Annotated in this window: 19 protein-coding genes and 1 pseudogene; 16 read left to right on the forward strand and 4 right to left on the reverse strand. The window is 29.9% G+C overall.

Annotated features, from left to right (window positions below; genetic code table 11):
- Positions 1-156 precede the first annotated feature (156 nt).
- From FAY47_RS03745 to FAY47_RS03770, 6 genes are all read left to right on the forward strand, one after another.
- Positions 157-1,182, forward strand: a complete 1,026-nt coding sequence (locus FAY47_RS03745) for a polysaccharide biosynthesis protein (RefSeq protein ID WP_143315074.1) — start codon at positions 157-159, stop codon at positions 1,180-1,182.
- Positions 1,179-2,288, forward strand: a complete 1,110-nt coding sequence (locus FAY47_RS03750) for a capsular polysaccharide biosynthesis protein CapF (RefSeq protein ID WP_143315075.1) — start codon at positions 1,179-1,181, stop codon at positions 2,286-2,288. The genes FAY47_RS03745 and FAY47_RS03750 overlap by 4 nt, the downstream gene beginning before the upstream one ends.
- A 2-nt stretch (positions 2,289-2,290) precedes the next feature.
- The gene (gene wecB / locus FAY47_RS03755; RefSeq protein WP_143315076.1) at positions 2,291-3,430 is read left to right on the forward strand and encodes a UDP-N-acetylglucosamine 2-epimerase (non-hydrolyzing); all 1,140 of its coding nucleotides are present in this window, start codon (positions 2,291-2,293) and stop codon (positions 3,428-3,430) included.
- Between the two features lie 136 nt (positions 3,431-3,566).
- Entirely contained in the window at positions 3,567-4,823 is a 1,257-nt protein-coding gene (locus FAY47_RS03760; RefSeq protein ID WP_143315077.1) for a glycosyltransferase, read from the forward strand.
- 108 nt (positions 4,824-4,931) lie between these two features.
- On the forward strand, positions 4,932-5,429 hold the full coding sequence (locus FAY47_RS03765) for a hypothetical protein (RefSeq protein ID WP_143315078.1): 498 nt from the start codon (positions 4,932-4,934) through the stop codon (positions 5,427-5,429).
- 430 nt (positions 5,430-5,859) lie between these two features.
- On the forward strand, positions 5,860-7,698 hold the full coding sequence (locus FAY47_RS03770; protein ID WP_143315079.1) for an APC family permease: 1,839 nt from the start codon (positions 5,860-5,862) through the stop codon (positions 7,696-7,698).
- Positions 7,699-7,732: 34 nt separating this feature from the next.
- Here the strand turns inward: FAY47_RS03770 and FAY47_RS03775 are convergent, their stop codons facing one another.
- A complete protein-coding gene (locus FAY47_RS03775) occupies positions 7,733-9,142 on the reverse strand; it encodes an aspartate ammonia-lyase (RefSeq protein ID WP_143315080.1) in 1,410 nt (469 codons plus the stop codon).
- A 382-nt stretch (positions 9,143-9,524) separates the two neighbouring features.
- Between FAY47_RS03775 and FAY47_RS03780 the strand changes: the two genes are divergently transcribed.
- On the forward strand, positions 9,525-9,965 hold the full coding sequence (locus FAY47_RS03780; protein ID WP_143315081.1) for an Lrp/AsnC family transcriptional regulator: 441 nt from the start codon (positions 9,525-9,527) through the stop codon (positions 9,963-9,965).
- Positions 9,966-10,007: 42 nt separating this feature from the next.
- On the opposite strand, the gene FAY47_RS20200 is transcribed toward FAY47_RS03780, so the two are convergent.
- Positions 10,008-10,163, reverse strand: coding sequence for a hypothetical protein (locus FAY47_RS20200; RefSeq protein WP_185966708.1), 156 nt, complete (start codon positions 10,161-10,163; stop codon positions 10,008-10,010).
- Positions 10,164-10,407: 244 nt separating this feature from the next.
- On the opposite strand from FAY47_RS20200, the gene FAY47_RS03785 reads away from it, so the two are divergent.
- The 3 genes from FAY47_RS03785 to FAY47_RS03795 are packed head-to-tail and all read left to right on the forward strand — an operon-like array spanning position 10,408 to position 13,962.
- Positions 10,408-11,160, forward strand: coding sequence for a DeoR/GlpR family DNA-binding transcription regulator (locus FAY47_RS03785; protein WP_143315082.1), 753 nt, complete (start codon positions 10,408-10,410; stop codon positions 11,158-11,160).
- The gene (gene pfkB / locus FAY47_RS03790; RefSeq protein ID WP_143315083.1) at positions 11,160-12,065 is read left to right on the forward strand and encodes a 1-phosphofructokinase; all 906 of its coding nucleotides are present in this window, start codon (positions 11,160-11,162) and stop codon (positions 12,063-12,065) included. Before FAY47_RS03785 ends, pfkB begins: the two co-directional genes overlap by 1 nt.
- A gap of 19 nt (positions 12,066-12,084) precedes the next feature.
- Positions 12,085-13,962 (forward strand): PTS fructose transporter subunit IIABC, encoded by a 1,878-nt coding sequence (locus tag FAY47_RS03795; RefSeq protein ID WP_143315084.1) that lies wholly within the window; start codon positions 12,085-12,087, stop codon positions 13,960-13,962.
- Positions 13,963-14,010: 48 nt separating this feature from the next.
- Here FAY47_RS03795 and FAY47_RS03800 read toward each other — a convergent pair whose 3' ends face one another.
- A complete protein-coding gene (locus tag FAY47_RS03800; protein ID WP_143315085.1) occupies positions 14,011-15,564 on the reverse strand; it encodes a ClC family H(+)/Cl(-) exchange transporter in 1,554 nt (517 codons plus the stop codon).
- A gap of 344 nt (positions 15,565-15,908) precedes the next feature.
- Between FAY47_RS03800 and FAY47_RS03805 the strand changes: the two genes are divergently transcribed.
- Positions 15,909-16,685, forward strand: a complete 777-nt coding sequence (locus tag FAY47_RS03805; protein ID WP_143315112.1) for a class I SAM-dependent methyltransferase — start codon at positions 15,909-15,911, stop codon at positions 16,683-16,685.
- A gap of 328 nt (positions 16,686-17,013) precedes the next feature.
- Entirely contained in the window at positions 17,014-18,111 is a 1,098-nt protein-coding gene (locus FAY47_RS03810) for a PQQ-dependent sugar dehydrogenase (protein WP_143315086.1), read from the forward strand.
- A 64-nt stretch (positions 18,112-18,175) separates the two neighbouring features.
- On the opposite strand, the gene FAY47_RS03815 is transcribed toward FAY47_RS03810, so the two are convergent.
- Positions 18,176-18,538, reverse strand: coding sequence for a DUF6483 family protein (locus tag FAY47_RS03815; RefSeq protein ID WP_143315087.1), 363 nt, complete (start codon positions 18,536-18,538; stop codon positions 18,176-18,178).
- A 183-nt stretch (positions 18,539-18,721) separates the two neighbouring features.
- On the opposite strand from FAY47_RS03815, the gene FAY47_RS03820 reads away from it, so the two are divergent.
- From FAY47_RS03820 to FAY47_RS03835, 4 genes and pseudogenes are all read left to right on the forward strand, one after another.
- Positions 18,722-19,417: a GTP-binding protein gene (locus FAY47_RS03820; RefSeq protein WP_143315088.1), complete on the forward strand. Its 696-nt coding sequence runs from the start codon at positions 18,722-18,724 to the stop codon at positions 19,415-19,417.
- Positions 19,418-20,182 (forward strand): annotated as a pseudogene (locus FAY47_RS03825) (ABC transporter ATP-binding protein); the annotation flags it as partial. It abuts the gene before it with no gap.
- 73 nt (positions 20,183-20,255) lie between these two features.
- Positions 20,256-20,486 carry a hypothetical protein gene (locus FAY47_RS03830; protein WP_143315090.1) on the forward strand — a complete coding sequence of 77 codons (231 nt, stop codon included), beginning with the start codon at positions 20,256-20,258 and terminating at the stop codon, positions 20,484-20,486.
- Between the two features lie 142 nt (positions 20,487-20,628).
- Positions 20,629-21,117 carry an NAD(P)H-dependent oxidoreductase subunit E gene (locus FAY47_RS03835; RefSeq protein WP_143315091.1) on the forward strand — a complete coding sequence of 163 codons (489 nt, stop codon included), beginning with the start codon at positions 20,629-20,631 and terminating at the stop codon, positions 21,115-21,117.
- Positions 21,118-21,154 lie beyond the last annotated feature (37 nt).

Below are 21,154 nucleotides of genomic sequence, written 5' to 3' on the forward strand. Positions count from 1 at the left end.
AATTTCTAAAAGTATATTAGTTCATATAATCAAAATAATTTACAAAAGCTATACACTTTGATTTACGAAACTTTGAAGTTGATATTTATGGGGTTTTTAACATCCATAAGTTACAAAATTTTTATATTATGAAATGTATGGAAGGAAGTGAAGGCAATGTTCAAAAATAGAACTTTATTGATTACGGGAGGAACAGGAAGTTTTGGTAATGCTGTTCTTAATCATTTTCTTAACACTGATATTGGTGAAATTCGTATATTTTCTCGAGATGAGAAAAAACAGGATGATATGCGTCATGTCTACAATAGTGATAAGGTAAAATATTATATAGGTGATATTCGTGATCTTTCTAGTATTAAAAATGCAATGTATGGAGTTGATTATGTATTTCAAGCCGCAGCATTAAAACAAGTCCCTTCTTGTGAATTTTTCCCTTTAGAGGCTGTAAAGACAAATGTTATTGGTACAGATAATGTATTAACAGCTTGTATTGAAATGGGTGTAAGAAAAGTAGTATGTCTTTCTACAGATAAGGCGGCTTATCCAATTAATGCCATGGGCACATCTAAAGCTATGATGGAAAAATTGCTTGTAGCAAAGTCAAGAACAGTTGATTCAGCAAAAACACTAATTTGTGGCACACGTTATGGAAATGTAATGTGCTCAAGAGGGTCAGTAATTCCACTTTTTATTGAGCAAATTAAAGCAAATCAACCACTGACTATTACAGATCTTAAAATGACACGTTTTATTATGAGCTTAGAAGAAGCTGTTGAACTTGTTATATTTGCATTTGAAAATGCTGAGAGCGGTGATATCTTTGTACAAAAAGCTTCAGCTTGCACTATTGGAGTTCTTGCAGAAGCAGTTAAAGAACTTTTTAATGTAGATAATGAAATTAGAATTATTGGTATTAGACATGGTGAAAAAATGTACGAAACACTCCTAACAAAAGAAGAATGTTCTCATGCAATTGATCTTGGAAATTTTTATCGTGTACCAGCAGATAAGCGAGATTTGAATTATGATAAATATTTTAAAGTTGGTAATCAAGAACATGCACATTTGATAGAATTTAATTCTGATAATGCAAATTTATTAAATATTGATCAGGTAAAAGAGAAATTATTATCATTAGAGTATATTAGAAATGAATTAGAGATGTGGAGGAAGAGTAAATGAAAATTCTAGTAACTGGAGCAAAAGGTTTTTTAGGAAAAAATTTAATTGCTCAGTTGGAGAATGAAAAATATGCTGATATCTTAAAATACGACATTGATACAGATCCATCGTTAATAGAACTATATACAAAGGAATGTAATTTTGTATTTCATCTAGCAGGAGTAAATAGGCCTGAAAATGAAGAAGATTTTATGGAAACTAATTATGGTTTTACACTAAAATTGCTTGGAAATTTAAAAAAGCATAATAATAATTGCCCTATAGTTATATCCTCTTCAACACAGGCAGCTTTAGATAACCCATATGGAAGAAGTAAAAAAGCAGGGGAAGATTTAGTTTTTGAATATGGAAAAGAAACTGATGCTAAGGTTCTTATTTATAGGTTTCCTAATATATTTGGCAAGTGGTGCAGACCAAATTATAACAGCGTTGTTGCAACATTTTGTAATAATATTGGATTAGACTTACCTATAAAAGTAAATGATCCAATGACGATAATGAACCTTGTATATATTGACGACGTAGTCGAAGAATTAATTAATGCTTTAAAAAATAAAGAAAATAAGTTGAGTAAATATTGCTGTGTAAGAAAAGTATATACTGTAAAACTTGGAGAAATAGCAGATTTGCTTAAAAAATTCAAAGAAAATAGAATAAATTTAAATATTCCAAATATGTCAAGTGAATTTGAAAAGAAATTATATAGTACGTATTTAAGTTACTTGTCACCAAATGAGTTAGAAATTCCATTAAAAATGAACAGAGATTCTAGAGGTTCTTTTACAGAGATTATTCGTACAGTAGATAGGGGGCAGTTCTCTGTAAATATTACAAAGCCTAAAGTAAAAAAAGGAAACCATTGGCATAATACAAAAAATGAAAAATTCCTTGTGGTAAGTGGTAAAGGTTTAATACAACTTAGAAAAATTGATACAGATGAAATCTTAAATTATTATGTAAATGGTGATGAAATGAAGATAGTTGATATTCCACCAGGGTATACACATAATATTATTAATATAGGAGACATTGATTTAATAACATTTATTTGGGCTAATGAGCCGTTTAATCCAGAAAAACCAGACACATACTATTTGGAGGTATAGAGATGGAGTATTCGGAAACAAGAAGATTGAAATTAATGACTATCATCGGTACAAGACCAGAGATTATCAGATTGTCTGAAGTTATAAAGAAGTGTGATAAATATTTTGAACATATTCTTGTTCATACTGGCCAAAATTGGGATTATAGACTCAATGAGATATTTTTCGAAGATTTGAATTTAAGAAAAGCTGATTACTATTTAAATGCAGTTGGGGAAAATTTGGGAGAAACCATTGGGAATATAATTGCAAAGAGCTACAAAATATTAGAAGAGGTACAGCCAGACGCACTTTTAATTCTAGGTGATACAAATTCAGCTTTATCAGCTATACCAGCTAAGAGGCTTAAAATACCAATTTTCCACATGGAGGCAGGAAACAGATGCTTTGATGAAAATTTACCAGAGGAAATTAATCGTAGAATTATAGACCATATAGCTGATGTTAATTTATGTTACAGTGAACATGCAAGGCGTTATTTGAATTATGAAGGTGTTGCTAGAGAGCGGACTTATGTTACTGGTTCGCCATTAGCAGAAGTGTTATCAGCCAATATTAACAAAATTAATAATAGCAAGATAATTGAAAAGTTAGGATTAGAAAAAGGTAAGTATATATTGTTGTCCGCACATAGAGAGGAAAATATTGATGATGAACAGAACTTTTTTGCATTAATGAATGCTGTAAATGCCATGGCAGAGATTTATGAATTGCCTATTATTTATAGTGTTCATCCACGTAGTAAAAAGTTTATTCTGCAAAGAAGCTTTAAGTTTCATCCAAAAGTACGAAGTTTAGAGCCATTTGGGTTTTCAGACTATAATAATTTACAAATCAACGCATTTTGTGTAGTGTCTGATAGCGGGACTATACCAGAAGAAGCATCTTATTTTAAATTTCCTGCGGTATGTCTAAGAACAAGTACAGAACGACCAGAAGCTATTGATAAAGGCAATTTCATTATTGGTAGTATTACTACAAATGAAGTCTTGCAGGCCGTTGAGCTTGCTACTAAAATGTATGAAAATTGTGATATCGGTGTTGAAACTCCTGACTATGTAGATGAAAATGTGAGCGTAAAAGTGGTGAAGATTATTCAAAGTTACACAGGAATAGTCAATAAGATGGTATGGAGAAAGTAATAAATTACAAGATCTTGAGAAGAATTAAATAATTACAAATTTTCCCTCGCTTATGAAATAAACTTTATATTTAAGAATTCAAAATGGCAATGATTATTTTAAAATGTATTAATAATAATTGAAAAAGAGGAATACTATGAAGAAAGTGATCGTATTAGTTGGAGAAAGTTTATCTGCAAACGGAATTTGTGCGGAAGCAATTATGAAGGAATTGAAAAGTAATGGATATAAGGTTACATGTATAACGAATAAGGAGTATAAAACAAGCAACTATGAGGTTAGGAATGGAGTAAAATATATAAGGATAAAACCTCGATTAATTAATAGATTGAATAGTTGGTGTGATAAACATATAGGATATAGATCATGGTTAGTAAACAAATTTTCTACAGTTATAAATAAGATTAAACTAATAATTTTCATACCGCTATGGCCACTTATTTCACCAATGTACACTTATAGGTTTTATAAGGTATTGAAAAAAACATACAATGAGGAGAAATATAACTGTGTTATATCGATTTACACACAAATTGATACTGTAATTGCAGGATGCTTAATCAAAAAAAAGCATCCTGAAGTTAAATTTGTGCCATATTTTTTAGATGCTCTTTCTGGAGGGTATGGACCTAAAATTTTTTCTAATGATTGGGTAATCAAGCGAGGGTTAAAGTGGGAAAGAAAATTATTGCAAAATGCTGACAAAATAATTGTTATGAAATCAAGCCAGAAGCACCATGAGAAGTATAGCAAATTAGAAAAATATTATTCAAGAATAACGGTTTTAGATATTCCTTTGATTATTCCTAAAAAACAGGAAATAATTAATACTAATATACTTGATAAAAGTAAAATAAATTTAGTATATATAGGTACTATTCAATATCAAATTCGTAATCCTCGATATATATTAGAAATTTTTAAAAGGATTAATGTCAACAATTGTAGATTAACATTAATAGGCAATAACAACTGTCATGAAATAATAAAAAGGGCTCAAGTTGAGAGTAAAAATGAGATTGTAGTAATGAAAAGAATATCCCATACTTATGCTATAAGTGTATTAAGTAATGCAGATATTTTGGTTAATATAGGTAACAATATTAGTTCTATGGTACCAAGCAAAGTATTTGAGTATATGTCAATAGGAAAGCCTATTATATCAACATACTCGATTAATAATGAACCAAGTTTAACATATTTAAAGAGGTATCCACTTTCTTTAACAATAAAGGAAGATTTAGAACACATTAATGAAGCTGTCTTGCAGGTTGAAAAATTTATTAAAAATTCTAATGGGAAATTGGTTGATTTCAATGTAATTAAAGATGAAATGTATATAAATACACCACAGGCATTTGTCGATGAAATAAAATTAGCAATTGATCATTAACTAAAATAATGTTGGTATGAAAAAATGTTACATATATTGCATATAATTTGAATATAATGGTAATATAATATAATATCAATATAAAAAACTTTAAGGAGGAGAGAGTTTATGGAAACGGTAAGAATTAATGAAAAATACGCTAGTTTATTAAAAGGGCAAATTAGTGAAAACACAATAAATTTAAAGGATATTCAGGATTTTGATATAGAACAAATAATTATGGAAGATAAAATAATATATGATAAGTCAAAATTAAAGGATATTGGGATAGAATTTGGCAGTGAGGAGTTTTTCATATGGAAAGAAGGAAATAAGAAGTTGTTTTTCCCAGCGCTAGACGCTCCATGGGAAGTTAGAAGAGCGTGGAGAGAGCATAAAGAGAAAATATCAAAACAAACAGGGAAAGATAAAAAGAATTTTAGAAATTTAGAAAATCAAATATGTTTAAATATGACAAAATTTAATGGATTATTTTTTGGTACAAGATTAAAAGATCTTACTGATTATTCAAATCTAATTAATTTAGCTATTAAAACATATAATGAATTTTATAATAGAACAAAAAATTCTATATACAAAGAATATGTAAATATATTATCAATATAATTATTAGTTGTCTGAAATAGATGTATAAATTATTCTATTGCAGGCAATTTTTTTAATGCATAAACAAGTAAAACTTTAATAACTATTTGCAATTTGAAAGGATAAATATTAATTTTGTAATAAAAATATGTCTAAATTATTAATAAAAACTATTTGAATTATATATCTACGAAAAGAATTAGATAAATAGGATGTTTGATATAAAGAGTGAATTCATAATTTATTCACAAAATGCGAAAAATAATTGCAAACATCGAAAGAGGACGAAAAATGATAAAAAATAAGAAAAAAGAGATATTGTAAACGTATTTATAGTCTAAAAAAAGAATTTACTTTAAAATACTACGAATATATAATTTGATGGTATCTCAAGAAATACCAATTTTAAAAATAAGTATATTTGTTTTAAGTTAATTAGCGGAGGAAGAAAATGTTTAAGAAAATTCAATCCTTATTTTTAGGGAAGGCCTTAAAGACTACTGAACTTACTAGCGAAAAATATAGCATTGTTTGGGGATTACCAGTATTATCAAGTGATGCTATTTCATCAGTGGCATATGCTTGTGAGGAGATATTAATGGTATTAATACCAGCATTACAAATTGCAGCATATAAACCTTTAGGATATGTAGCTTTAGCAATTACAGTACTGTTAAGCATACTTATATTTTCCTATAGACAAACTATAGATTGTTATCCAAATGGAGGAGGATCTTACATAGTTGCAACTGATAATTTAGGAAAAACACCTGGACTTATTGCTGCAGCATCCCTTACCATTGATTATGTATTAACTGTGGCTGTTAGTACATGTGCAGGAACGGCTGCTATAACTTCAGCTTTTCCAAGTCTTTTACCGTATAAAGTCATAATAACTGTAGCTCTTATTTCACTTTTAGCTTTAGGTAATTTAAGAGGAATGAAAGATTCAGCAAAATTATTTGGAATACCTACATATTTATTTATATTATCAATACTTATTATGATTTTAACAGGAATTTTTAAAGTCTTAGTTTTAGGACAAACCCCTGAAGCAGCAGTACAATTAACTGAGCCAATGCAAGATTTAACTATTGTATTGTTCTTAAGAGCATTTTCAGCAGGATGTACAGCACTTACAGGAGTTGAGGCAGTAAGTGATGGTATACCCAATTTTAAAGAACCATCACAAAAAAATGCTAAGATAGTACTTGGGCTTTTAGCTGGAATTGTTTTTGTGATTTTTGGCGGAGTTTCTTATTTAGCAACTATGTACCAAGCTGTTCCTTTTCAGGATAGAACTGTAGTAGCCCAAATTGCTATCCAAATTTTTGGACAACATAGCATAATGTTTTATGTTGTACAAGCTACCACTGCAGTTATTCTAGTAATGGCAGCTAATACTGCTTTTGCAGATTTACCACTGCTTTTATCTTATTTGGCAAGAGATGGATATATAGCGAGGCAGTTCTCTAGCAGAGGAAAGAGATTGAGTTTTTCTAATGGAATTGTATTATTATTTTTAATATCGTCAGGGCTAGTAATAGTAGTTGGAGCAAATTCACATCATTTGATTCCACTATATTCAGTTGGTGTATTTATTTCTTTTACACTATCACAATTTGGTATGTTTAAAAGATGGTTTAGAACAAAAGAAGGAAATTGGAAACATAAAGCTCTAATTAATGGACTTGGTGGAACAGTTACAGCAATAACTTGTGTAATAATAGCTGTTAATAAATTCTTTGATGGAGCATGGATAATAATTTTATGTATTCCTTTCTTAGTTTTAGTGATGACAAGAATTAAGAGACACTATGAAAAAGTTAGAGAAAATTTAAAGGTTGATAAAGAGCCGAGCGAATTGATATTTAAACAAAAAATGCCAAACCACATAATTGTGCCTCTGCAAACTATTAATAAATCTTTTATAAAGAGCTTAAATTACTCTCTAGTTATAGGAGATTCAATAGAAGTTTATCATGTTAGCACCGATGAAGAACAAACTAAAAAATTAGTAGAAAAGTATAATAAACTTGGTATTGATATTCCACTAGTGATAGAACAAGCACCATATAGAAATGTAAATGAAACTCTTATAAATTATGTTGATAAAAAGCAAGGTGAACTAAATAAATGTGAAATGCTTACAATAGTTATGCCTCAATTTACAATATATAAGTGGTGGCATAAAATACTTCACAATCAAACATCTATGTTTTTAAGACAATCATTTAAAAAGAGAAGAAATGTTGCAGTAGTAACTATACCATATATAATACATGAATAAAAAAGTGGCTATTAGCCACTTTTTTTATTTAGAGTTATATAGCAAAACTAGTCATTTTTATTCCAGGGTCAGTCATGGAATCATAGTCTAGTATGCTATCTAATTCACTTTCTGTTAAGAGTTTTTCTTTTAATATAATAGTTCTAATTGATTCGCCTGTTTTTAAGGAAGTTTTAGCTACTTCTGCTGACTTTTTGTATCCTATGTGAGGACAAAGAGCAGTAGCAGTGCAGACACTTTTATCTAGAAGTTCCATACATCTATCTTTATTTGCTGTTATTCCAGTAATACAATTGTCAGTTAATGTTTTTACTGCATTTGTTAAGGTTTCTATAGATTCAAATAAGTTATAAAATAGCACTGGTTCAAAAGCATTAAGTTCTAATTGTCCAGATTCAGCTGCCATTGTAATAGTAAAGTCATTTCCTATTATATTAAAGGCAACTTGAGACATAACTTCAGGGATAACTGGGTTAATCTTACCTGGCATTATAGATGATCCATTTTGTTTGCTTGGTAGATTAATTTCAGCTAAGCCTGTTTTTGGACCACTTGAAAGTAAACGTAAATCGTTTGATATTTTAGAAAGATTAATAGCACAGGTTTTAAGAGTAGCTGAAATAGTGACAAACCCATCTAAGTTTTGTGTAGCATCAATTAAATCTTCTGATTGATTGAGTTTTAAATTTGTAACTTCTTGAAGGGTATGAGTAATGTTGCATATATAGAAGTTACTTGCATTTATTGATGTTCCAATAGCAGTGGCACCTATATTCAGCGAACGCATTTCATTTTGAACTTTATTAAGTCTATTAATATCTCTTTGTATCACAGCTGAAAAGGCGTGAAATGATTGCCCAAGTCTAATAGGTACAGCATCTTGAAGTTGTGTTCTACCTATTTTCACTATAGAATCGAATTCTTTTGATTTTTGAATTAATGCTTTATTAAGTTGGTTTAATTCTAAAATACATTTTGGAAGGAGTTTTAAAACAGTCAGTTTACCGGCAGTTGGAAAAACATCGTTTGTAGATTGTGCCATATTAACATGATCATTTGGATGAACAATGCTATAGTCTCCTTTAGTTCCGCCTAAAAGTTCAATGGCACGGTTGGCTATAACTTCATTAGCATTCATATTGCTTGAAGTACCGGCACCACCTTGTATAGGATCTACAACGAATTCATTGCGAAATTTTCCATTAATAATTTCATTACAAGCAGTTATAATGGCGTCCGCAATTGAATCTTTTAAAATGCCTCCATTTTTATTAGTAATGGCAGCAGCTTTTTTTATTTCAGCAAGACTAACAATAAAATCTTTACTTAGTTTTCTATTAGTTATAGGAAAGTTCTCTTTAGCTCTTAAAGATTGAACTCCATAATATGCATTTTCAGGTACATTCATACTACCTATTGAGTCAAATTCTATTCTTGTTTTCATAATGATCCCCCGTTTCATATCTTTAATATAAACGAGAATATCACTTTGAAATTACAAAGTAAATGATATATAAATAACTGTGAATAATAACTAGTTTAAAGATTTTTAACTTAAATATATTAGTTTTTTGTTAAGTTACCTTTATAAATCAAACATTATATATTTAATAAAACCTAACTAAGTAACAGGATAGTAATTGACAGAAACTTTAAAATATTCTGTGGGCTAATAAGTGAACTTAAAAAATTTAAGTTTTTAATAAATTAGGGCTTGTATTTATATCAAAAAAATATTATCATATATATAGATGCAAGGGAGCATATTATAGCGTAGCTATAATATGCTCTTTTTTTATAATTATTTGAGAAATAGGGGTGTCAAGATGGACAAGGTAGACTTAAAACTTTTAAAACTTTTACAAGAGAATGCACGTTATCCTCTTAAACAACTAGCTGAGCAAGTTTTTTTATCTCCTCCTGCAGTTTCAGCAAGAATAGATAAGCTTGAAAAATCAGGTATAATAACAGGTTATCGAGCTACGGTAAATCAATTAGAATTGGGATATAATATAGTGGCTTTTATAAATTTGGCAATGAGTCCAAAGCTAAAACCAGAATTTTATCCATTTATAAATGCTTGTCCAAATGTTATTGAGTGTAACTGTGTTACAGGAAGCTATTCCATGCTTATTAAAGTGGCTTATCATACAACTATTGAACTAGATACATTTATAGGACATTTGCAAAAATTCGGAAATACTGAGACTCAGATAGTATTTTCAACTCCTGTTGAAACAAGAGGAATATCAGTAACTTGTGATTAAATATAATTAAAATCAGCCAATTCTTTGGCTGATTTTAATTATTTAGAAGCCTCTTTTTTTTGCTTCTATTCCACTTTCATTTATTCCAGGTTGTTTAATAGTAGTATTAAAGCTATTTTTAGCATATTGGTCTTGCGATTTAAATCCATTTTTTAAGTAGTTTTCTTTAGTAAACTCTCTTTTGTTTTCATACCTCATAAAATCATCTCCTTCAATAACTGTATATAACAATAGTATTCCTTAATGAAGAGCAAACAATGCTAATAATAATTGCCTTTACAAATAGAATTATCCTTTAAAGATGGATGCGTCTAACAAATAAGAGAAATTGGTATTATTTATGAAAAAATGACTGTATTTGATTGAAAATGAATGTTTTTGATTAAAATGTGTTGACATGTGATTTGTTTTGAAGTATATTATGTTTAAGGAAGTGATGTAAATGTTAACAGAAGAAAGACATAGGTTGATTTTAAGTAAATTAGAAAGGGAGTCTGTAGTTCATGTAAACGATTTGGTTAACTATTTAAATTCATCTGAATCAACAATTAGAAGGGATTTAAACACACTTCATAAAGAAGGAAAATTAAATAAGGTTCACGGTGGTGCTACATCTATTAAACAAGTATCAATTAATACAAAAGAAGAAATAGTTGAACTTAGACAAAATTTAAATTTAGATGAAAAACTTAAAATAGCAAGGGAAGCTGCAAGGCTCATTAAACCAAACGATATGGTTTATCTTGATGCAGGTACAACTACTGAATTAATGATTGATTTTATTGAAGAAAAGAATGCGGTATTTGTTACCAATGGAATAGTTCATGCAAAAAAATTAATTCAGAATCATTGCAAAACATATATTTTGGGTGGTGAGTTAAAGCTAATTACAGAAGCTATAGTAGGTGTAGAAGCTATTAATAGTTTGAGAAAGTATAATTTTACCAAAGGCTTTTTTGGTACAAATGGTGTAGATAAACAAAGAGGATATACTACGCCAGATATAAGTGAATCAATGGTAAAAGAAGAAGCAATTAATAGAAGTAAGAAATCATATATATTATGTGATACATCTAAATTTGAGCAAATAAGTTCTATAACTTTTGGAGAAATTAATAAGGCAATAATAATTACAACAAAATTAAAAGATAAATCATACAAAGAAATGACGAAAATAATGGAGGTGGATATTTAGTGATTTATACAATTACTTTCAATCCTGCTTTAGACTATATTGTTAAAGTAGAGGACTTTAGATTAGGAGAAGTTAATAGAACTTCTTCAGAAGAAATTTATGCAGGAGGTAAGGGAATAAATGTATCAATTGTTTTGAGAAATCTAGGAATAGATAATAAAGCTCTTGGTTATATTGCTGGATTCACTGGAAGAGAAATAGAAAAAAAAGTTAAAGAATTTGGATGCAAGACTGATTTTATTGAATTAAATGAAGGAATGTCTAGGATTAATGTGAAAATTAAGGCATCTGAGGAATCAGAGATTAATGGAAGTGGACCATCTATTACCAAAAAAGACTTGGAAAAGCTTTATATAAAGTTAGAAGAATTATCTAATGATGACATTCTAGTTTTAGCTGGAAGTATTCCAAAAACATTACCAGAGAATATTTATGAGACTATAATGCAAAGATTAAATGATAGAGGCATTAAGTTTATAGTAGATACAACTGGTAAGTTATTAATGAATGTTTTAAAATATAGTCCTTTTTTAATTAAACCAAACCATCATGAATTAGCAGAACTCTTTAATGTAGAGTTGAAAAATGAAGATGATATAGTTTATTATGCTAAAAAGCTTATAGACTTGGGAGCACAAAATGTTGTTATATCTAGGGCAGGTGATGGAGCTATATTAGTAAATTCAAAGTTAGAAGTTTTTAAAAGCGATGTACCTAAAGGTGTTTTAAAGAATTCCGTAGGAGCTGGTGACTCTATGGTAGCTGGTTTCATTGCAGGATATTTAAAGAATAAAGATTTAGTTGAAGCTTTTAAAATGGGTGTTGCAACAGGAAGTGCAAGTGCATTTTCAGAAGGTTTAGCAACTGAAGAAAAAGTATACGAATTACTTAATCAGATAAAATAATTTCTAGGAGGTAAGTTTTATGAAAATAACCGATTTATTAAAGGCAACTGGAATTGAATTAAATCCTAACGTTAAGACTAAGAGTGAGGCTATTGATAAACTTGTAGACTTAATGAGTTTAACTGGAAATTTACGTGATAAGGACGCATATAAAAAAGCAGTTCTTGAAAGAGAAAGTTTAAGTACAACAGGTATTGGTGAAGGGATAGCAATTCCTCATGCAAAAACTACAGCTGTTAAAAATGCAGGACTTTCTGCAATAGTTCTTAAAGATGGTATTGATTTTGATTCACTTGATGGTGAACCAGCTAAATTATTTTTCTTAATAGCAGCACCAGAAGGTGAAAATAATTTACACTTAGATGTATTAGCTAGATTATCTACTATCTTAATGGATACTGATTTTAAGAATAAATTAATTAATGCTAAGTCTAAAGAAGAATTCTTAAGTTTAATAGATTCTAAAGAAAATGATAAGATAAAAGAACAAAATAACAAAGAACAAAAATCAGGATATAGAGTTTTAGCTGTAACAGCATGCCCAACAGGTATTGCTCATACATTTATGGCAGCTGAAAGCCTTGAAAATAAGGCTAAAGAAATGGGAGTTTCAATAAAGGTTGAAACAAACGGATCTGGCGGAGCTAAAAATGTTTTAACTAAAGAAGAAATTAAAAACTGTGAATGTATCATTGTAGCAGCTGACAAAAAAGTTGAAATGGCTAGATTTGATGGAAAAAGAGTAATTCAAACAAAAGTAGCTAATGGTATTCATAAATCAGAAGAATTAATTAACAAAGCTACTAATGGAACTGCACCAATCTATCATCATGAAGGTGGAGCATCTGAAGAAGGGCAAGATTCAGGAGAAAAAGAAGGAATAGGAAGACAAATTTATAAACACTTAATGAATGGTGTTTCACATATGTTACCATTTGTAATAGGTGGAGGTATACTAATTGCACTAGCATTCCTTTTAGATGATTATAGTATTGATCCTTCAAAATTCGGATCTAATACACCGCTAGCAGCATTCTTTAAGAATGTTGGAGGAACAGCATTTGGATTTATGTTACCAATACTTGCAGGTTTTATTGCAATGAGTATAGCTGATAGACCAGCACTAGCTGTTGGATTTGTTGGTGGAGCTTTAGCAAACGCTGGAGGTTCAGGTTTCCTAGGTGCATTACTTGCAGGATTTATATCAGGTTACTTAGTTCTTGGTTTAAAGAAGGTATTTGATAAGTTACCAGCTTCCTTAGAAGGTTTAAAACCAGTTTTATTATATCCTTTCTTTGGTATATTACTAATTGGATTTATAATAGTAATTATCGTAAATCCACCAGTATCAGGTTTAAATAATGCAATTAATGGTTTCTTAGCAGGTATGGGTTCAAGCAGTAAGATTTTACTTGGTGCATTACTAGGTGGAATGATGGCAATAGATATGGGTGGTCCTTTCAATAAGGCAGCGTATGTATTTGGTACAGCATCACTTGCAAGCGGACAATTTGATATAATGGCAGCTGTTATGGCTGGAGGTATGGTACCACCACTTGCAATAGCATTATGTACAACTTTCTTTAAAAATAAATTTACAAAGAGAGAAAGACAATCAGGTATAACTAACTACATAATGGGATTATCATTTATTACTGAAGGTGCAATTCCTTTTGCAGCAGCAGATCCAATAAGAGTTATACCATCTTGTATAGTAGGTTCAGCAGTAGCTGGAGCAGTATCTATGGCTTTTGGATGTGGGCTAAGAGCACCACATGGTGGAATATTCGTTCTACCAGTTATAAGCAATCCATTAGGATATGCAATTGCTATAGTTGCAGGTGCAGTTGTAGGTATGATATTATTAGCTATTCTTAAGAAAAGAGTAGAAGAATAAACAAAAAAAATTCCTATTGACTAAAATAGTCAATAGGAATTTTTTTATTTAATATACAGTAGTAAGAGCTTCTAATGACTCACGTATTTTCCATTCATTAGATAAATCTGTCATAGTCAAAATCTCATCTCCAGCTTTTAAAATTGTATCACCTTTGGGAACTATGGTAGCTTGCCCTCTTTTTATAGACACAATAAGTGCGTTAGGTGGTAATACTATATCTTTTATTGTTTTGTTTTCAGCTTTAGACCCAAAATGAATTATATTTGCTATAATTATTTTTTTCGTGCTCTCTTTATGATATTCATTAATATTATTTTTCTTTAATAACGAATCTAATAAAGAATCATAAATTGGTTTACTTTTAAAAGCTTCAGCTACAATATAAGCTATTATTGAAACAATTGTTAAGGATAATAAATGGCTAAGGGAATTTGTCATTTCAGTAATTAGAATTATTCCTGTAATTGGAGCTCTTACTATTGCAGTAAAATATCCTGCCATTGATATAATTATAAAGTTATTGAAAAATTCTGGATTTACACCAAAATAATTTATTACTACATATCCAAAAAGAGCACCTATGCTTCCACCAATTATAAGAAGTGGAAAGAATATTCCTCCAGGTGCACCTGAACCAAAGCTAATCATAGAAAAAATAAACTTTCCAATTAAAATCAAAATCAGTAATTCTAAGGTAGAACTAAGGGATAAACTTTCAATCACGGCATGTCCACCACATAAAACCACGGGAAAAATTAATCCTATAACTCCAGCAAAAAGAAAAGGAATTATCATTTTTGTAGAAGATTTTAACTTGATTTTTCCGTAAATTTTTTGAGAATTTAATGTGCACCAATTATAAAACACTCCTGATATTCCAAGTATAAGTCCAAGTATAATAAGAAGCCAATAGTTAGTTAGAGGAATAGGAGTAGTTTTACCAAAATTGAAAACTGGTTGAAGCCCAAAAAATTCTTTAGCTATAAAATCTGAAGCCACAGCTGCAGTTATAGTAGATAGTAGAACAAGAGGAGAGAAATATTTATAAATTTCTTCCAATGAAAACAAAACTCCTGATAATGGCGCATTAAAGGCAGCAGCAAGTCCAGCGCTAGCACCACTACTCATAAGTAATCGCCTCTCTAACCTAGAACTTTTAAATTTTTTGCTTAATATATCTCCAGTACAAGCACCTAATTGAACTGATGGACCTTCTCTTCCTAGAGATAATCCGCAGATAATAGATAAAACTCCACCAATAAACTTATAAAAGATAATAGAAATAGGTCTATTTGTTAAATAGCCTCCAACTATACCTTTTACTTGAGGAATTCCACTTCCACCTGAAAAGGGTTCTTTTTCTACAATTTTTCCAACAATCCATCCAATTATGGCTAAAATAATAAAACAAAAGGGAATTATCCACTTATTATTACGTTGAAAGTTATAAAATATAAATGAATATTCTTCAGCATAAGCTAAAGCATATCTGTATAGTATTGCTACAAAGGAAGTCATGACTCCTACCAATAGTGATTTTAATACTAGCTTAAGTTTACTAGTACTACTATTAGTAATAATGTCAAAATTGTTACTCATAATTTTCACCTCAACATCCATTATATAACTTTATAGATAATTATGAAAAGCTTGGACTTAACAAATGTATTTTTAAAAATACATTTACTTATTAAAATATTTTATATATAGGAAATAAGCATATTCTTATATGGTAATATTCCTGTATGGTAATATTCTTAAGAATATGCTGATATAATGCGGGTTTCGGAAGATTTACCTAGTATGACGATTTTATTTTAGGATTTATAAAGAAAATTTATATTTTAACTGAAATTTATAGTATAATATTTCTTAGAATGTAAAGGGAGTGTAGCTAAGAGAGTGAAGCTACCAAATTAATAATGGATGGGGAACATAAAGAGATGACAATGGAATTAGAAAAGTACTACAATAAATTTTGTGAAGATAAAAGATTAACGAGAAGACATGGACAAGTTGAATATATCACTTCCATGAAGTATATTCACCATTACCTAGTAGGTAATGATAATGCAAAAATTTTAGATGTTGGAGCAGGCACAGGGAGATACTCTGTACAATTAGCCAATGAAGGATATGATGTTACTGCAATTGAACTTGTGAAGCATAATCTAGGTGTTTTAAAATCAAAAGGAAGTTCAGTAAAAGCAATGCACGGAACAGCATTAGATTTATCAAGATTTCCAGAAAACACATTTGATGTGACATTGGTGTTTGGACCGATGTATCATTTATATAAATTTGAAGACAAAGTGAAAGCTTTGCAAGAGGCAAAAAGAGTAACCAAGGTTGGTGGTGTTATATTAGTAGCATACTGTATGAACGAGTATAGCATATTAACATATGGTTTTAAGGAAAATAATATTCGTGCTAGTATAGATAATGGAAAAGTTACTGACGATTTTCACGTTGTATCGGAACCAGAAGATCTATATGATTATGTAAGAATAGAAGATATTAATAAATTAAATGAGGAAGTAAGATTGCAGAGAATAAAGATAATTGCAGCAGATGGACCAGCTAATTACATGAGACCTATTTTGAATGCTATGGATGAAGATACTTTTAAGCTTTTTATTAGTTATCATTTTACTACTTGTGAAAGAGAAGATTTGCTTGGAGCAAGTGCACATACGTTAGATATCTTGAGAAAAGAATAAGGTTATGAAAAGATATATTTAAAATATATTACATAGAATAAATGGACAAGTAGATTTTATATTAGGTAAGATATATATTATAAAATAGTTAGTAAAATATATGAAGTTTTACTAACTATTTTTTTGGGCAAAAATTAATGGAGAGCAATCTTAAAATAATGAATATTGAAGTAGTGTTAGCTTTCTTATTATATGAGGGCTATCGATTATGGTGGTACAGTTATCCCAATATATGAATAGTATGGCAATAGTGAAAGGATTAAAGTTAATAATGTAAAGCTACAATTTTTTTGAATTTTATATTTACTTAATTTTGGAGGATAGGTGTATGAATAAAATAGTTTACGATTTTCTTGTTAAAATAGCATATAGGAGTGAAGTAGTCAAGGTTAAGGAAAAATCGAAGGTATCAAGAGAATTTCCTTATGAAATTAAAGTTATAGCTGAAAATCTTTATGTACCTTGGGCTATTGCAATAAGTGATGAAAATAAACTATATGTTACAGAGCGGTCAGGAGCCATTAGAATTATAGAAGCTGGTAAACTTCTTCCACAGCCGCTAATCACATTCCACGAACCCTTTGTAAGTCAAGGAGAAGGTGGTCTAATGGGAATTGCCTTAGATCCAAATTATTCAGTAAACCGCTATATATATGTTATGCATTCATATTTAGAAGAGGGCAGAATTAACAATCGTGTTGTAAGATTATTTGAAAGGGATAATAGGGCATCTATGGACAAAGTTCTTCTAGATAAAATTCCAGGTGGACAAATTCATAATGGTGGAAGGATAAAGATAGGTCCTGATAAGAGATTGTATATAACAGCAGGAGATGCAGGAAACTCTATGCTAGCTCAAGATCCTAAAAGTATGGTTGGAAAAATACTTAGAATAGAACTAGATGGGAGCATTCCAAAGGATAATCCAATTGTTAATTCACCTGTTTATAGCTTAGGACATAGAAATCCACAAGGTTTAGACTGGAATTCAAAAAATGTCTTGTATGAATCTGAGCATGGACAATCAGCCCATGATGAGATAAACATAATAAAACCAGGAGCTAATTATGGATGGCCTATAGTTCAGGGAGATGAAGGTTCTAAGAAAGTAATAATAGAAAAACCATTAATACACAGTGGAGAAGAGACATGGGCACCATCTGGTATTACTTTCGTAAATAAAGGTCCTTGGAAGGGAAAATTACTTGTTACCAATTTACGTGGGAGACAATTAATGGCTATATCATTTAATGGGAATGGAACAGTAGTTAAGAAGGTAGAGTCTTGGTTTAAGAATGAATACGGACGCTTACGTGAAGTTATTCAGGCTAAAGATGGTTCCATTTACCTTGCAACAAGTAATAGGGATGGTAGAGGAAACCCTGATGTATTAGATGATAAAATTATTAAGCTTACTTTAAAATAAAGTGATTTTTACAAAGCCAATGTTTATTTTCATAAACGTTGGCTTTGTTATAGTGATATTAAATTTAATCCTCTAATTTTTTTATATTTTCTAATCCTTGAATTATTCTTTTCTTTGAGAAATTATATTTTGTAAGTTTACTTTCATCCCATTCACTTATTTCCTTATAAAAAGATAAAGCTATTTCAAAACTTCGTCTAGATTTACGTGATTTTACTGCTTCAAATATTATTTTTTCTGCTTCATCTAGTTTACCTTCATGGACATATTTGTTAACCATAATTTCCAATAATCCATCTTCTGAAATACTAACATTATCTTCTTCAAATTTAATATTGCTTTCTATAGCGTCTTTTCCTGAAGTAATAGCAACTAACATTTTCCCAATTGATTCTATTAATCTTTTCATGTAATCACTTTCAAACATTTACAAATCCCCTCCCTAACCCCAAGTATTAGATAACTAGAAATACTTTACAAATTTTATTATAATTATATATCAATGAATTTTTGATCGCAACCACATCAAAAGTGGTAACTTATGTTACAGAAAGGAAGTTGTTTTTTGTGCTATAATAGCAGAGAATAAAATATTTTAGGAGGAAAAGATATGAAGTTAATTACAGTATCAGGTCCGCCTTCATCAGGAAAGACATCTATAATAATTAAGACTATAGAAAGATTAATAGAAGAAGGTTTAAAAATAGGAATAATAAAATTTGATTGTCTTTCAACTAAAGATGATGAAACATATAAAAAGTTAGGTGTTAAAGTTAAGGTTGGTTTATCAGGAGGATTATGTCCAGATCACTTTTTCATTAGTAATATAGATGATGGTGTTAAATGGGCAAAGAAAAATGATATAGATATTTTAATAAGTGAAAGTGCAGGTCTTTGTAATAGATGTTCTCCACATATTAAAGATGTATTAGGTATATGTGTTATAGACAATTTATCAGGAGTTAATACTCCAGAAAAGATAGGGCCTATGCTTAGAATGGCAGATGTAGTTGTGGTAACAAAAGGGGATATTGTATCACAAGCAGAACGTGAAGTATTTGCTTTTAAGGTAAGAAAAAGTAATGGAAGAGCTAAAATTATATTTATAAATGGAATAACAGGACAAGGTTCCTATGATTTAGGAGTGTTCTTTAAAAAAGCTAATGATATTGATACATTAGAGGGCAATAGTTTAAGGTTTACTTTACCTAATGGCACATGTTCCTATTGTTTAGGGGAAAGAAAAATTGGAGAAGAATATCAAAGAGGATATGTTAAAAAGATGGAATGGAAGGAGGAAGTTTAGATGAAATCTATAACAATTTTAGGTGGACATAATAAAATTGGAGCACTAGAAGATGTTAACTTAACCCTTCTTCCAGGTGAAGTAATATCGATAGTAGGGCCTACAGGATCAGGGAAAAGTAGACTACTTGCTGATATAGAATGTTTAGCTCAAAGGGATACACAAACAGGTAGGAAAATCCTTGTAGATGGGGAAGAACCTCTTGAAGAAAATAGATTTTCTATAGAAAATAAGCTAGTAGCACAGCTTTCTCAAAATATGAATTTTGTCATGGATCTTTCAGTTAAAGATTTTATTTTAATGCATGCTGAAAGCAGGATGATTGAAGATGCAGATGAAATAGTAAATAATATAATAAATTGTGCTAATGATCTTGCTGGAGAAACCTTTTCATTAGATGTTCCTATAACTCAGCTTAGTGGAGGACAGTCTAGAGCTTTAATGATTGCTGATACAGCAATGCTTAGTGCTTCACCAATTGTTTTAATTGACGAAATTGAAAATGCGGGAGTAGATAGAAGAAAGGCATTAGATTTATTAATAAAGAATGATAAAATAGTATTAATGTCCACACATGATCCTATTTTAGCATTAATGGCAGATAAGAGAGTGGTAATTAGAAATGGTGGTATAGCAGCTTTAATAGAAACAAGTGAAAAAGAAAGAGAAAATTTAGAAATTCTATATAAAATTGATTTAAAGATGATGGAGATCAGATCTAAATTAAGAAATGGTGAACATATAGATTTTCATGTTGAAATATAGGAATAAATTGAACATTTTAACTTAAAGTGAATACTATAAAGTATAAAAAAAGCTAGTAGGAGGCTTTAAGTTAATGAACGGCTATGAGCTAATAATGAAAATCCAAACAAGGATGAAGGATCCAGTTTTTGCTCAAAGGTTTAATGCTCTTGTAGCTGAGCTTAATAATATTCCAGGGCTTCAACAAGAGGTAATGAATATAGTAAAAATAAGTGATGAAAAAAAGAGAAAAAAAGCTATGGATAAATTACCTAGTAAAGCAAAAAATATTGTTCAAGAGATTTTTACATTGATAAATAATTAAATTTGAAATGAATATGACTATAGATGTTAATTGTGATTAGAAGAATAAACATCTATAGTTTTTTTTATATAAAAAACTATAATATTATGAATTGGTACAACATATCATAATTTATGAAAAAGTATTTTATTTAGGGGGTACTATGGGTAATAGTTGCAAAAGATTTAAGCCTTTAGAAGATTATATTGCTAGTCTTAAAGTTAAACAAGGTGCACTAATTGAAGTCTTACACTATGCTCAAGATTTATATGGTTACATAGGAGAAGAGGTACAAGAATATATAGCTAAATCTATGAATATACCGAAAGCAAAAATATACGGAGTGATTTCATTTTACTCATATTTTTCAACAGAACCAAAGGGTGAGAATGTTATAAGCGTATGTACAGGCACTGCTTGTTTTGTTAGGGGAGCTGATGAGATACTAGAAGAGTTTAAAAAGAGGTTGAAAATTAATCCTGGGGAAACTACAATTGATGGAAAGTTTACACTTAACACTTTAAGATGCGTAGGATCATGTGCACTAGCTCCAGTAGTAAGTGTTGGAGATAGACTATATGGGAAGTTTAAAAAGGAAGATGTTGATAAAGTAATTAGAGAGTTTAGTGAGGATCATTATGGGAAAAATTAAAGATTATAATGAATTATTAGACTTTAAGAATGAAATT

The sequence above is a fragment of the Clostridium sp. HBUAS56017 genome (genome assembly GCF_007115085.1).
Classification (GTDB): domain Bacteria; phylum Bacillota; class Clostridia; order Clostridiales; family Clostridiaceae; genus Clostridium; species Clostridium cibarium.